Raw genomic sequence first — 13,685 nt, 5'->3', positions numbered from 1 at the left:
GGAAATCCCCGGCTTTTTTACTTCTTCTTCGCGGCCGCTTTTCGCCGCTTATCCAAATCCTTAATCAGCTTATTCACGCCTTCATCGGCGAACATCTGTTCCAGCGTGGCGGTGAGCTTACGCCGCCAGTTTTTGTACTGGTCGCTGGTCCCCGGAATGTTGACCGGCTCAGCCATATCCAGCCAGTCTTCCGGTTGCAGGCCCAGCAGCGCACTGTTGCTGTCAGCGATGTAGCGTTGCATGCCGCGATTCAGAATCGGCGTCATCGACATCAGGGACGCCTTGTGACCGGCACGTTTTGGCAGGCAGCCGTATTTGTGCAGCGCGTCCAGCAGCCCTTGTTTCGCCAGTTCCCGGTCCTGATACAACCCGCGCAGCACGACTTCATCCGGATACAGGCCCAGTGCTTTACCTAGCGTCAGATCGCCGCTATCCCAATAACCTTTAAGCGTAGGAAGGTCATGCGTCGCCGCGACTGCCATTGATTGTTCCGGGTACGCTTTCGGCGCACGGAAGTTTTTCTCATGGTCATTCTCAAAATAAAGCACTTTGTAGGAGTAGACGCCGCTGTCACGCAGCTTGCTGACGATCTCCACCGGCACGGTACCCAGATCTTCACCAATCACCATGCAGTGGTGACGTTTACTTTCCAGCGCCAGAATTGAAAGCAAATCATCGACCGGATAATGCACGTAGGCACCGTGATCGGCAGTTTCACCGTAAGGGATCCACCACAGACGCAGCATCGACATGACATGGTCGATACGCAACGCGCCGCAGTTCTGCATATTGGCGCGCAGCAGTTCGATAAACGGTTCGTAGGCGCGTGCCGTGATGATGTGCGGATCCATCGGCGGCAGTCCCCAGTTTTGCCCAAGCGGACCGAGAATATCCGGCGGCGCGCCAACTGAAGCTTTCAGGCAATACAACTCGCGGTCACACCAGGTTTCCGCCCCGCCTTCGGCCACGCCAACGGCCAGGTCGCGATACAACCCTATCGGCATTGCAAAGCCCTGGCTGGTTTTCCAGCAGTCAGCAAACTGGGTATACGCCAGCCACTGTAACCACAGGTAGAAATCTACGTCATCACGATGTTCTTCGCAGAAGCGTTTTACCTCTGGCGAGTCCACTGACTGGAAAGCTTCTGGCCACACCGGCCAGCCCCAGCGCAATGCGTCCTCTTTCACCTGATGCGCATGCAGCGCATCAAAGGCCGCCTGCCAGTAGAGGCTATCCCCTTCCTGAGCCACAAACTGGCGAAATGCCGCCATCTGCTCATCATCACGCGCAGAGAAGCTTTTCCACGCCATACGTAGCGCCGTCATCTTCAGTGCGGTAACAGCAGAATAATCAACCCACTCGGCATCGCGGGCGCGTTGCAGAGCTTGCTGAGTCGCGGGTTTCTTCCACCACGCCTGCGCCTCTTTACTCAGACGGAAATCATCTACGGCGTTTACATCAATATAAATAACGTTCAACCAGCGACGTGACGACGGGCTGTACGGGCTGGCACTCTCCGGATTCGCCGGATACAGCGCGTGAATCGGATTAAGCCCGATAAACGCGCCGCCGCGTTGCGCCACATCCACCAGCATGGTGCGGAGATCGCCGAAATCGCCAATCCCCCAGTTCTTTTCCGATCGCAAAGTGTAGAGCTGAACACATGCGCCCCACAGCTTCTGCCCGGCTAACAACGCCTGCGGTTCATAGCAGCGCTTTGGTGCCACGATGATACGACAATGGGAACGCAGCTCGCCCTGGGTCAGGGTCAACGTGTGATACCCCTCCGGCAGCTTCGCCGGAAGGTTAAAAGATTTACCGCCGACGGCATGCCCTTTGTGCTGCACGCCCTCTTCGGTGGTCAGCAGCCAGTTAAACTCTCCGCTTCCCTCAACCGCCAGCGGCATTTTCTTGCCAGCGGTATAGACCATGACATTCGGCACCGGGGTTACCGCCACCTGAGTGGCAGCGGTGGTGCGATGCATGGCGTCAAGCAAACGCCGTTTGGTTTCGGCGCCAATAGACTGCGGTTTACCGTGGGCATTAATGTAATTGGGGCTGATCCCCGCCGCCAGCGCGGCATTATCCAGACGTTTGCTTTCCATCGCGATTCCTTAACGTTTCGCCTGCCAGATACGAGCCTGATAATCGCGGATGGAGCGATCCGAGCTGAACATGCCGCAACGCGCGGTATTCAGAATCGCCGCCCGGGTCCAGGCGTCCTGGTCACGATACAACACGTCAACCTGCTTCTGAGCTTCAACGTAGGCCGCGAAGTCCGCCATCACCAGATACGGATCGCCGCCCTGCTTGCCGATACTGTGCAGCATCTGGTCAAAGGCATGCTTGTCGCCATCGCTGTATTTCCCGCTTTCCAGCTCTTTCAGGACAGCATCCAGCACTTTGTCTTTTTTACGCCATTTCACCGGGTCGTAGCCTTTGGCTTTGAGCGCCTTCACCTCTTCCACGGTATGACCAAAGATAAAGATATTCTCGTCACCCACCTTCTCGGCGATTTCGACGTTTGCGCCATCCAGCGTACCTACGGTTAACGCACCGTTCAGCGCCAGCTTCATGTTACCGGTGCCGGAAGCCTCTTTCCCTGCGGTTGAAATCTGCTCAGAGATATCCGCCGCCGGGATCAGCATTTCCGCCGCCGAGACACAATAATCCGGCAGGAAGACGACCTTCAGCTTGTCACCGACTTTCGGGTCGTTATTGATGGTTTGTGCAACCTGGTTGATGGCGAAGATGATATTTTTCGCTAGGTAGTAACCCGGAGCAGCTTTTGCGCCAAACAAGAATACGCGCGGCACGCGATCTGCCTGCGGGTTCTCACGGATTTCTTTGTACAACGCCAGAATATGCAGCAGATTCAGGTGCTGGCGCTTGTACTCATGAAGACGTTTAATCTGAATATCAAAGATAGCGTTAGTCGTTATTTCAATACCGGTACGCGCTTTAATAAACTTCACCAGACGCTCTTTGTTCGCCAGCTTGATGTCACGATACTGCTGACGGAATTTCGCATCGTCCGCGTATTTTTCCAGGTTAATCAGCTGGTCGAGGTCGTTAGCCCACTCTTTTTTCAGCGATTTATCCAGCAGTGCGGCAAGCGCCGGGTTGCATTGCTTAATCCAGCGACGCGGAGTAATCCCGTTAGTGACGTTATGGAATTTGTTCGGCCAGAGCTGGTGATATTCCGGGAACAGATCTTTCACCACCAGATCGGAGTGCAGCGCCGCCACACCGTTGACCGCAAAACCGCTGACCACGCACATGTTGGCCATACGCACCTGTTTATTGTGCACCACTGCCAGCTTCGCCCAGACTTCAGCATCACCCGGCCAGGTTTTATCAACCAACGTCTTAAAGCGGTCGTTAATCTCTTTGATGATTTGCATGTGGCGCGGCAGGAGTGCTTTCACCAGTTTCTCATCCCAGCACTCTAACGCTTCCGGCATCAGGGTGTGGTTGGTGTAAGCGAAGGTCTTGCTGGTAATCGCCCACGCATCGTCCCAGCTCATCTGGTGCTCATCAATCAGCACGCGCAGCAGTTCAGGGATCGCGATAGTCGGGTGAGTATCGTTAAGTTGAATGACTTCGTAATCAGCCAGTTCGTGCAGCTTACGCCCTGCCAGATGATGGCGGCGCAGAATGTCGGCTACGGAGCAGGCGCACTGGAAGTACTGCTGCATAAGGCGCAGCTTTTTACCCGCGGTGTGGTTATCGTTCGGGTACAGCACTTTCGTCAGTTTTTCAGCGTCGATGCCCTGCTGCTCTGCGCGCAGGAAATCGCCGTCATTAAATTTGGTCAGGTTAAACGGGTGCGCATGGCTGGCCTGCCAAAGACGCAGCGGTTGCGCTACGCCGTTACGGTAACCGAGAACCGGCAGATCCCAGGCCTGGCCGGTGATAGTAAACCCTGGCTCCCAGTGCCCTTCTTTGGTGACCTTGCCGCCAATCCCAACCTGCACATCCAGCGCCTCGTTGTGACGGAACCACGGGTAGCTGCCACGATGCCAGTCATCCGGGGCTTCCATCTGTTGGCCATCGGCAAACGACTGACGGAACAGGCCGTACTGGTAGTTGAGGCCATAGCCCGTCGCCGACTGGCCGACTGTCGCCATCGAATCAAGGAAGCAGGCCGCCAGGCGTCCCAATCCACCGTTACCCAACGCCGGATCGATCTCTTCTTCCAGCAGGTCAGTCAGGTTGACGTCATGCACTTTCAGCTCATCGCTCACCGCCTGATACCAGCCGAGGTTGAGTAAGTTGTTGCCGGTCAGGCGACCAATCAAAAACTCCATCGAGATGTAGTTAACGTGACGCTGATTTTTTGCCGGTTTCGCCGCAGGCTGGGCGCTGAGTAACTCAGCCAACGCCCCACTCACTGCCTGCCACCACTGGCGCGACGTCATTTCTTGAGCCGACAGTAAACCGAAGCGCTGCCACTGACGCGTCAGGGCAGCCTGAAATTGATCTTTGTTGAAAGTAGGCTGTGACATAGGGGTTCCAGATCCTTAGGTAATAAAACAACGTTATCGCTAGTTTGCCTGGCTCGTTGTTGACATTCCTCATCCTGGCACGGATTAGGGAGGGAGGAGGAGCGGGGATGAGCATAAAAGTGTGATCGCCGCCACTTTATTATTACCAACTACGCCAATAAATCGACTGACTTCGCAGTGCACTGTACCTGAGACGCCTCGCCTGATTTGACAAGAATCAGCATAATACCTTGCAAGACGAGATGACAAATTAATAATTATAACTTTTACAACAATTACTACAGCCGCTATTTTTAAAATAACAAGACGGTTGAAATCAAAATAATTCAAGAGCACACTAAGATAAATCTTCGACATAAAAATAAATCAAACAAATACTATCCAAGGATATATATGGCAAACTTATCTTGGATTACTCTGAAAGGTGAATTACAGGGTGATATTTCCGAAAACTGCGGCTCCAGGTACTCTATAGGAAATAAATCTCAGACAAACCATCTCAACCAAATTATGATTTATGGACTTGAGCATGAAACAACGCGTCAGCAGAACGTTAATCACCACGAACTCCAGATTATCAAACCTGTTGATCGTTCGTCCCCTTTGCTGAACAAAGCGATCAACGATAACGAAACGCTGGAGTGCGAAATATTCCTCTATCGAACCACACCAACAGGAATGCAAGAAGTCTATTATAAAATTAAATTATTCAAAGCACATATATCAAACATTAAATTAATAGTCCCTCACAATATCATTGAAAACGGAAACGAAGCACAAGAACGCGTTTCCTTTATTTATGAATCGATTAGTTGGGAACACTGCATGGCAAGTACCAGCGCTTATAGTTTGTGGAGTGAACGAACTTTCTGACGCCAGACATCTCTTGATAAGGAAAAATCATGCGTAAACGTAACTCCATGTTAAATGGCAACTCACTCAGGTTTCGGGACGAACGACCGCAGGCAAGAGATTTTAATAGCTGGCATACCATGAACCCTGTGCAGCGCGATATGGCCTTTATGGATGGCTCATTTATCACGCAAAGTCATCACATCCTTCTGCTCACTCTCGAAGAAGCACAGCAGGTGACGGACGATTTAATCGGCGGAGTGGATAAATTTTTTTCCTACCGCGCAGCACCCGGCAACTTCAAAGATGGCCTGGATGGCTTCCGCAGTCTCTCTAAGCTTACTACCTATTACAATTCCGCACAGGAGTTGGTCTTTAATTTCAGTGCAATCCGCATTAAAGCTATTGAATACAAAATCGGCGGTAAAACCTATATCAAAATTACCGGGTATCCCGCCCTGCGCCGGATTCTTAACGGAACCCGCTACGGAGCAAGCCATCCACAGATGCTGGAAATGGCATTGGGTAAACGTGGGCTTTATAACAATATCCGAAATGGTGTCAAATACTGCATCTACTTCTCACTTGTCTGGCGGGCAATTGAACTGATTTTTAAGTCTGATTATGATCTGGTGGATTTTTTGGTAGATATCTCAATGGATGCTGCAAAGGCGGTGGTGTCGGGGGTAGTGATTGGGGTCATTGCTGGAGGGCTTGCTCTCGCCAGTTCACCCATCATTGTAACTACTTTTTTTATAATAGCCTTAGGGTTATACCTTAATAATAGGTTAAATCATATTGAGGATGATATTGGACTATCTGTAGAATTAAAAACAAGAATCCGTGAATATTTCCGTAAAATGGAAAGAAGAGGTTCTGATTATGGATTCAATTCTCAATATTTTTACTCGTTCTAGAAAAGATGACATGAAAAAAATACACTTACGAATCTGGGCTTTTTTTGTGATTATTTTTTTAACCGCTGTTATTTACAGTTTGTTATTTGGAAGGACGATGACTGAATTTTTATCATTAATAAAAATGGGCGATATTATCTCTTATGATAAGACATGCGCACTGATAGGTTCAGTACCACTAATAAGTTATACAATGATTGCTGTCGTCAGAATTTTACTGAGTAAAGATGCACAGTACCGTTCACTTCCCAATCCTTATGAAAGTTTGGTACTCACTGCCATCACTTTTTCCTTTATTATTGGCGTTATTGCTAACTGTTTCGTTCCTTTTTTATTGTTTGGATTATCATACACATCCTGCCCCCAGAAGAAGCTTCATGATTTCTACGTTACAGATATCGAACTGTGTAAAACTATCGTAGATAAACGTGGCTTGTGGTAACGGATTCATCATACTTTTATTAATTTAAGGAATTGAATCGTTATTTTCAAAGAAAATGAGTATAGAACTCTGCAAAATCTATAGTCACCAATGATTTACATTAAAAATTATCACCAACAGTAACAATTAAGATAATTCTATAACAGCAAATCATGCTTCGTCAGAAGGGGTTCAATCGCCGCCCTTGGTCAAACACTTCAACAGCCGCGCATCCTGACACCGGTTTCAGTAGGTGTCTATCATCTTAAGAATTTGTGACATAGCGCAAAATAAGACAGTCCAATCCCGGACATAACTTGCAATAAATCTTAATCTGGCCGACCTTATATCTATTAATTACGAAGCGCAAAAAAAATCATTCTTCCCTATTTTCACACAGTGAAGTGACTAACTTATGTTGATTCCGTCTAAATTAAGTCGTCCGGTTCGACTCGACCATACGGTGGTTCGTGAGCGCCTGTTGGCTAAACTTTCCGGCGCGAACAATTTCAGGCTTGCCCTGATAACAAGTCCTGCTGGTTATGGAAAAACGACGCTGGTTTCACAATGGGCGGCAGGGAAAAATGATTTAGGCTGGTACTCTCTGGATGAGGGCGATAATCAGCAAGAGCGCTTTGCCAGTTATCTGATCGCCGCTATCCAACAGGCAACCGGTGGACACTGCACCACCAGCGAAGCGATGGTGCAAAAACGTCAGTACGCCAGCCTGACGTCACTGTTTGCCCAGCTATTTATCGAACTGGCCGAGTGGCACCGCCCGCTCTACCTGGTAGTAGATGATTATCATCTGATCTCTAATCCGGCCATTCACGAAGCGATGCGTTTCTTCCTGCGTCACCAGCCTGAAAACCTTACGCTGGTCGTGCTGTCGCGCAACCTGCCGCAGTTGGGCATTGCTAACCTGCGGGTACGCGATCAACTACTGGAGATAGGCAGCCAACAGTTAGCCTTTAACCATCAGGAAGCCAAACAATTTTTCGACCGACGTTTGTCCTCCCCCATCGAAGCGGCTGAAAGCAGCCGGATGTGCGATGACGTTGCTGGCTGGGCCACGGCATTACAACTGATCGCCCTTTCCGCCCGCCAGAACAATCATTCCGCGCACCAGTCAGCACGACGCCTCGCGGGGATCAACGCCAGCCATTTGTCCGATTATCTGGTTGATGAAGTGCTGGACAGCGTCGACCTCGGCACCCGTCACTTCCTGCTGAAAAGCGCCATTCTGCGTTCCATGAACGATGCGCTAATCGTCCGCGTTACAGGGGAAGAAAACGGCCAGATGCGGCTGGAAGAAATTGAGCGCCAGGGGTTATTCCTGCAGCGAATGGATGACGTTGGCGAGTGGTTCAGCTATCACCCGCTGTTTGGCAGCTTTTTACGCCAGCGCTGCCAATGGGAGCTGGCGAACGAACTGCCCGAAATACACCGCGCCGCTGCTGAAAGCTGGATGGCGCAAGGCTTCCCCAGCGAAGCTATCCACCACGCGCTGGCGGCCGGCGACGCCCATATGCTGCGCGATATCCTGCTTAATCATGCGTGGGGACTGTTTAACCATAGCGAGCTGACGTTACTGGAAGAGTCGCTGAAAGCCCTGCCGTGGGAAAGCCTGCTGGAAAATCCGCGTCTGGTTCTGTTGCAAGCCTGGCTGATGCAAAGCCAGCACCGCTACGGAGAGGTTAACACCTTGCTGGCGCGCGCAGAGCAGGAAATGAAAGGCGACATGGAGCCAACACTGCACGCCGAATTCAACGCTTTACGGGCGCAGGTAGCGATTAACGACGGCAACCCTGACGAAGCCGAACGCCTGGCGAAACTGGCGCTGGATGAGTTACCCATCGCCTGGTTCTATAGCCGGATCGTCGCCACCTCGGTGCACGGCGAAGTCCTGCACTGTAAGGGCGATCTCACGCGCTCTCTGGCGTTGATGCAGCAAACCGAGCAAATGGCGCGCCATCATGACGTCTGGCATTACGCACTGTGGAGTCTTATCCAGCAAAGCGAAATTTTGTTTGCCCAGGGCTTTTTACAGGCCGCCTGGGAAACTCAGGAAAAAGCGTTCCAACTGATCAAAGAACAGCACCTGGAACAGCTGCCGATGCACGAATTCCTGGTACGTATTCGCGCGCAGCTACTGTGGGCATGGGCGCGTCTGGATGAATCAGAAGCTTCTGCCCGTAGCGGTATTGAACTGCTTTCCACTTTCCAGCCGCAGCAACAGCTACAGTGTCTGGCGCTGCTGGTTCAGTGTTCACTGGCACGGGGCGATCTCGATAACGCTCGCAGCCTGCTCAACCGTCTGGAAAACCTGTTGGGCAACGGTCACTATCACAGCGACTGGATCTCCAACGCCGATAAGGTGCGGGTGATTTACTGGCAAATGGTGGGCGACAAAAACTCGGCCGCCAACTGGCTGCGCCACACGCCGAAACCAGAATTCGCCAATAACCACTTCCTGCAAAGCCAGTGGCGCAACATCGCTCGCGCGCAAATCCTGCTCGGCGAGTTTGAACCGGCTGAGATTGTGCTGGAAGAGTTGAATGAAAATGCGCGCAACCTGCGCCTGATGAGCGATCTGAACCGCAACCTGTTGCTGCTTAATCAGCTCTACTGGCAAGCAGGGCGCAAAAATGACGCCCAGCGTGTGTTACTCGACGCCCTACAGCTGGCGAACCGTACCGGGTTTATCAGCCACTTTGTTATCGAAGGCGAGGCCATGGCGCAACAACTGCGTCAGCTGATTCAGCTCAATACCTTACCGGAGCTCGATCAGCACCGCGCCCAGCGCATTTTGCGTGAAATTAACCAGCACCACCGCCATAAATTTGCCCACTTCGATGAAGGATTCGTTGAGCGTCTGCTTACTCACCCGGAAGTGCCGGAGCTTATCCGCACCAGCCCGCTGACCCAGCGCGAATGGCAGGTTCTGGGACTGATTTATTCGGGCTACAGCAACGAGCAGATCGCCGGAGAGCTGGCCGTCGCGGCAACGACCATCAAGACGCACATCCGCAATTTGTACCAAAAACTCGGCGTCGCACATCGCCAGGATGCGGTGCAACATGCACAGAAGCTGCTGAAGATGATGGGGTACGGCGTTTAGTTAATGCCTGATACGCAACGCTTATCAGGCCTGGAATTACCTTAGCACAGCTCTAACTGGATATGATGGTCAGCAATCACCTGCATCACACCAGCAGGCGGCAGCGTGTCGGTATACACCGCATCCACCATGCTGATGCTGCCCATATTCACCATCGCGTTACGCCCAAACTTCGAGTGGTCCACCACCAGCATCACATGCCGTGAATTCTCAATGATCGCGCGCTTGGTACGAACTTCGTGATAATCAAACTCCAGCAGGGAACCGTCGCTGTCGATGCCGCTGATCCCTAAGATGCCGAAGTCCAGACGGAACTGAGAAATAAAGTCGAGGGTCGCTTCGCCCATAATACCGCCGTCGCGGCTACGCAGTTCACCACCGGCGAGGATTATGCGGAAATCCTCTTTCGCCATCAGCGTGTTCGCCACATTGAGGTTGTTGGTCACAATGCGTAAATTGCTGTGATTAAGCAGCGCGTGAGCCACCGCTTCCGGCGTGGTTCCGATATCAATAAACAGCGTTGAGCCGTTCGGGATTTGCGTGGCAACTTTGCGGGCAATGCGCTCTTTTTCCGCCGTCTGCGTCGCTTTACGGTCATGCCACGGGGTGTTGACCGAGCTGGATGGCAGCGCCGCGCCGCCGTGATGGCGCAAAATCATGTTCTGATCGGCCAGATCGTTAAGATCGCGGCGAATAGTCTGCGGGCTGACGGAGAAATGCTCCACCAGCTCTTCAGTACTGACGTATCCCTGTTTTTTTACCAGCTCGATGATCGCGTCATGTCGTTGTGTTTGCTTCATTAGTGTTCCCTGAAATTTTGCCGGATGCGCTAACGCTTATCCGGCCTACAAAGTTCGTTTCCGCACATTCATCGTATCGGCAAACGCCATTGCCAGACCCACGGCCAATCCGGCGATATGAGCGCCATTCGCCATCGACATGCCGAATAGATCAAACCAGCCGGCAACAATCCAGATCAAAGCAAAGATAATCAAACCACGCTGCAGGAAAATACCGCTTTGCGGATCGCGCTCGCCGCGCAACCACACGTAGCCCATCAGCGCATATACCACGCCAGACAGTCCACCAAACCACGGGCCGCTAAATTTCTGCTGAACATAGCCGCTCAACAGGGCGCTGATCACGGTAATAACAATCAGTTTTCCACTGCCCAGACGCTTTTCAACCGCACCGCCGAGATACCACCACCACAACAGGTTGAACAGAATATGCATCAGCGAGAAGTGCATAAAAGCGTGGGTGAAATAACGCCAGAATTCAAATTTCAGCGAAGGGTCAAACGGCCATGCCAGCCAGAGCATCACCGCCTGGTCGCCCAGCACGTTCATCGCGATAAACACCAGCACACACGCGGCCATCACCAACCAGGTTACCGGGCCTGCGCGTTCGCGCAATGTGGCCAGGAACGGATAACGCTGGTAGTGCAGACCGCTGTCGGTCTGACCCGACTGCCAGCTTGCCGCAAGGTAGCGCGGATCGCCCGGATTCTCCAGAAATCGCGCCAGTTCAGCATGCACGCGCTCGGCCTGGGACTCATCCGCCAGCCAGACATCCGTTTGCTGATGTTGTTGAATCGTCAGGATAACGCCCTGTGTCGCCATATAATCAACAAATGCCTGCGCCACGCGGGGGTTAGCAAAAGAGGTAATCATCAACATGGTTGCTGTCGCTTCATCCACACAAAAGAGGACAGTATATATATCCTACCCGTTTCAGGCTGCATCTTTGTTAGCTTACGAACCGTATGCCACTTCTGCCGGAAAATGTCGATGCCAGGCGTCGAAGCCGCCGTCAACGCTGTAAACCGCGTCATAACCCTGCTGAAGAAGATATTGCGCCGCACCTTTACTGCTGTTGCCGTGATAACACATCACCAACACGGCGGTGTCGAAATCATGCTCGCGCATAAATGACCCCAGCGTGTCGTTCGTCAGATGAAACGCCTGCGGGGCATGACCCATGGCATAGCTTTGCGGATCACGGATATCCACTAACACCGCGCTCCCCTGATGCAGCTTCTGATGCGCTTCTTCGACATTAATACATTCAAACTGATCCATTGCTCTCTCTTCTTTATATGGCAGGTGACGCTTTTCAGACATGTTACTGCTTAGTGTACGTCCCGACGGCAGTTAAACGCCATAATGTTATATGTATCACTGTAAATTGTTTATCCGATGTTACCAATGGCGCGATTCTTTGCTATTATGCTCGATAACGAACATTAATGAGCTATAACGAAAGTGCGAGAGGCCAGCATGGAAACCAAAGATCTGATTGTGATAGGTGGAGGCATCAACGGTGCCGGTATCGCGGCAGATGCCGCTGGACGCGGTTTATCCGTGCTGATGCTGGAAGCGCAGGATTTAGCCTGCGCCACCTCTTCCGCTAGCTCCAAACTCATCCACGGTGGCCTGCGCTACCTGGAACACTACGAATTTCGTCTGGTAAGCGAAGCGCTGGCCGAACGTGAAGTGCTGTTGAAAATGGCACCGCATATCGCCTTCCCGATGCGCTTTCGCCTGCCCCATCGCCCGCACCTGCGTCCGGCGTGGATGATCCGCATTGGTTTGTTTATGTACGATCATCTGGGCAAACGCACCAGTTTGCCAAGCTCTACCGGTTTGCGTTTTGGCGCGGATTCCGTAATGAAACCTGAGATTGTGCGCGGTTTCGAATATTCCGACTGCTGGGTAGACGATGCGCGACTGGTTTTGGCAAACGCCCAAATGGTCGTACGCAAAGGCGGAGAAGTATTAACCCGCACTCGCGCCACTTCTGCTCGCCGTGAAAACGGTTTGTGGATTGTTGAAGCTGAAGATATCGATACCGGCAAAAAATACACCTGGCAGGCGCGTGGCCTGGTCAACGCCACCGGTCCGTGGGTGAAAGAGTTCTTCGACGACGGTATGCACCTGCCATCACCGTACGGCATTCGCCTGATTAAAGGCAGCCACATCGTAGTGCCGCGCGTACATACCCAGAAGCAAGCTTATATTCTGCAAAACGAAGATAAGCGTATTGTGTTTGTTATCCCATGGATGGACGAATTCTCGATCATCGGGACGACAGACGTTGAATACAAAGGCGATCCGAAAGCAGTGAAAATTGATGAAAGCGAAATCAATTACCTGCTGAAGGTCTACAACGCGCACTTTAAGAAACAGCTGGGCCGTGATGATATCGTCTGGACTTACTCAGGCGTGCGTCCGCTGTGCGATGACGAGTCTGACTCACCGCAGGCGATCACCCGTGATTACACGCTGGATATCCACGACGAAAACGGCAAAGCGCCGCTGCTGTCGGTCTTTGGCGGTAAGCTGACCACCTATCGTAAGCTGGCTGAGCACGCGATGGAAAAACTGGCATCGTACTACCAGGGTATTGGTCCGGCATGGACGAAAGAGTGCATTCTGCCAGGCGGTGACATTGGCGGCGATCGCGAAGATTACGCGGCCAAACTGCGCCGTCGCTACCCGTTCCTGACCGAGTCGCTGGCACGCCATTACTCTCGCACCTACGGCAGCAACACCGAATGGGTTATCGGCGAAGCCACCTCGCTTGCCGAGTTAGGTGAAGACTTTGGCCATGAGTTTTATGAGGCCGAGCTGAAATATCTGGTCGATCATGAATGGGTTCGTCGTGCGGAAGATGCGTTGTGGCGTCGCACGAAAGAAGGTATGTGGCTGAATGCTGAGCAGCAGTCGCGTATGACCCAGTGGCTGGCGGAGTACATTGAAAAACACCAGTTGTCGCTGGCGTCCTGATAAAAATGCCGGATGCGGCTAGCGCCTTATCCGGCCTACAAGAGTGCATAAACGTAGGCCGGGCAAGCGAAGCGCCCC

At 52.1% G+C, this 13,685-nt stretch carries 10 protein-coding genes; 5 read left to right on the top strand and 5 right to left on the bottom strand.

Going from position 1 to position 13,685, the window contains the following annotated elements; genetic code table 11:
* Positions 1 to 17 precede the first annotated feature (17 nt).
* Positions 18 to 2,105 (bottom strand): 4-alpha-glucanotransferase, encoded by a 2,088-nt coding sequence (gene malQ, locus SK35_RS01690; protein WP_048215397.1) that lies wholly within the window; start codon positions 2,103 to 2,105, stop codon positions 18 to 20.
* A 9-nt stretch (positions 2,106 to 2,114) separates the two neighbouring features.
* Positions 2,115 to 4,508 (bottom strand): maltodextrin phosphorylase, encoded by a 2,394-nt coding sequence (gene malP / locus SK35_RS01685; protein ID WP_048215396.1) that lies wholly within the window; start codon positions 4,506 to 4,508, stop codon positions 2,115 to 2,117.
* A gap of 393 nt (positions 4,509 to 4,901) precedes the next feature.
* Here malP and SK35_RS01680 point away from each other — a divergent pair, with 393 nt between their 5' ends.
* From SK35_RS01680 to malT, 4 genes are all read left to right on the top strand, one after another.
* Entirely contained in the window at positions 4,902 to 5,381 is a 480-nt protein-coding gene (locus SK35_RS01680; RefSeq protein WP_048215395.1) for an Hcp family type VI secretion system effector, read from the top strand.
* Between the two features lie 29 nt (positions 5,382 to 5,410).
* Positions 5,411 to 6,277, top strand: a complete 867-nt coding sequence (locus SK35_RS01675; protein ID WP_048215394.1) for a hypothetical protein — start codon at positions 5,411 to 5,413, stop codon at positions 6,275 to 6,277.
* Positions 6,243 to 6,719: a DUF1240 domain-containing protein gene (locus SK35_RS01670; protein ID WP_032945233.1), complete on the top strand. Its 477-nt coding sequence runs from the start codon at positions 6,243 to 6,245 to the stop codon at positions 6,717 to 6,719. The genes SK35_RS01675 and SK35_RS01670 overlap by 35 nt, the downstream gene beginning before the upstream one ends.
* Before the next feature lie 394 nt (positions 6,720 to 7,113).
* The gene (malT, locus tag SK35_RS01665; protein WP_003827634.1) at positions 7,114 to 9,819 is read left to right on the top strand and encodes an HTH-type transcriptional regulator MalT; all 2,706 of its coding nucleotides are present in this window, start codon (positions 7,114 to 7,116) and stop codon (positions 9,817 to 9,819) included.
* Positions 9,820 to 9,860: 41 nt separating this feature from the next.
* On the opposite strand, the gene SK35_RS01660 is transcribed toward malT, so the two are convergent.
* The 3 genes from SK35_RS01660 to glpE form a co-directional block, all read right to left on the bottom strand.
* Positions 9,861 to 10,619, bottom strand: coding sequence for a DeoR/GlpR family transcriptional regulator (locus SK35_RS01660; RefSeq protein WP_003023499.1), 759 nt, complete (start codon positions 10,617 to 10,619; stop codon positions 9,861 to 9,863).
* A gap of 45 nt (positions 10,620 to 10,664) precedes the next feature.
* Positions 10,665 to 11,498 carry a rhomboid family intramembrane serine protease GlpG gene (glpG, locus tag SK35_RS01655; RefSeq protein ID WP_032945236.1) on the bottom strand — a complete coding sequence of 278 codons (834 nt, stop codon included), beginning with the start codon at positions 11,496 to 11,498 and terminating at the stop codon, positions 10,665 to 10,667.
* A gap of 75 nt (positions 11,499 to 11,573) precedes the next feature.
* Positions 11,574 to 11,900, bottom strand: coding sequence for a thiosulfate sulfurtransferase GlpE (gene glpE, locus SK35_RS01650; RefSeq protein WP_003827629.1), 327 nt, complete (start codon positions 11,898 to 11,900; stop codon positions 11,574 to 11,576).
* A 198-nt stretch (positions 11,901 to 12,098) separates the two neighbouring features.
* Between glpE and glpD the strand changes: the two genes are divergently transcribed.
* Positions 12,099 to 13,607, top strand: a complete 1,509-nt coding sequence (gene glpD / locus SK35_RS01645; protein ID WP_008786343.1) for a glycerol-3-phosphate dehydrogenase — start codon at positions 12,099 to 12,101, stop codon at positions 13,605 to 13,607.
* The last annotated feature ends 78 nt before the right edge of the window (positions 13,608 to 13,685 follow it).

It is taken from the genome of Citrobacter sp. MGH105 (assembly GCF_001037485.2).
In the GTDB taxonomy this organism is placed as follows: domain Bacteria; phylum Pseudomonadota; class Gammaproteobacteria; order Enterobacterales; family Enterobacteriaceae; genus Citrobacter; species Citrobacter portucalensis.
Note: the sequence above shows the minus strand (reverse complement) of the source record. Positions and strands in the feature narration are given on the sequence as shown.

Bases quoted from the DNA above. Each gene is read 5' to 3' on its own strand.
- glpG (WP_032945236.1), bottom strand. From the start codon at position 11,498: ATGTTGATGATTACCTCTTTTGCTAACCCCCGCGTGGCGCAGGCATTT.
- malT (WP_003827634.1), top strand. From the start codon at position 7,114: ATGTTGATTCCGTCTAAATTAAGTCGTCCGGTTCGACTCGACCATACG.
- SK35_RS01670 (WP_032945233.1), top strand. From the start codon at position 6,243: ATGGATTCAATTCTCAATATTTTTACTCGTTCTAGAAAAGATGACATG.
- malQ (WP_048215397.1), bottom strand. From the start codon at position 2,105: ATGGAAAGCAAACGTCTGGATAATGCCGCGCTGGCGGCGGGGATCAGC.
- glpD (WP_008786343.1), top strand. From the start codon at position 12,099: ATGGAAACCAAAGATCTGATTGTGATAGGTGGAGGCATCAACGGTGCC.
- SK35_RS01680 (WP_048215395.1), top strand. From the start codon at position 4,902: ATGGCAAACTTATCTTGGATTACTCTGAAAGGTGAATTACAGGGTGAT.
- glpE (WP_003827629.1), bottom strand. From the start codon at position 11,900: ATGGATCAGTTTGAATGTATTAATGTCGAAGAAGCGCATCAGAAGCTG.
- SK35_RS01675 (WP_048215394.1), top strand. From the start codon at position 5,411: ATGCGTAAACGTAACTCCATGTTAAATGGCAACTCACTCAGGTTTCGG.
- malP (WP_048215396.1), bottom strand. From the start codon at position 4,508: ATGTCACAGCCTACTTTCAACAAAGATCAATTTCAGGCTGCCCTGACG.
- SK35_RS01660 (WP_003023499.1), bottom strand. From the start codon at position 10,619: ATGAAGCAAACACAACGACATGACGCGATCATCGAGCTGGTAAAAAAA.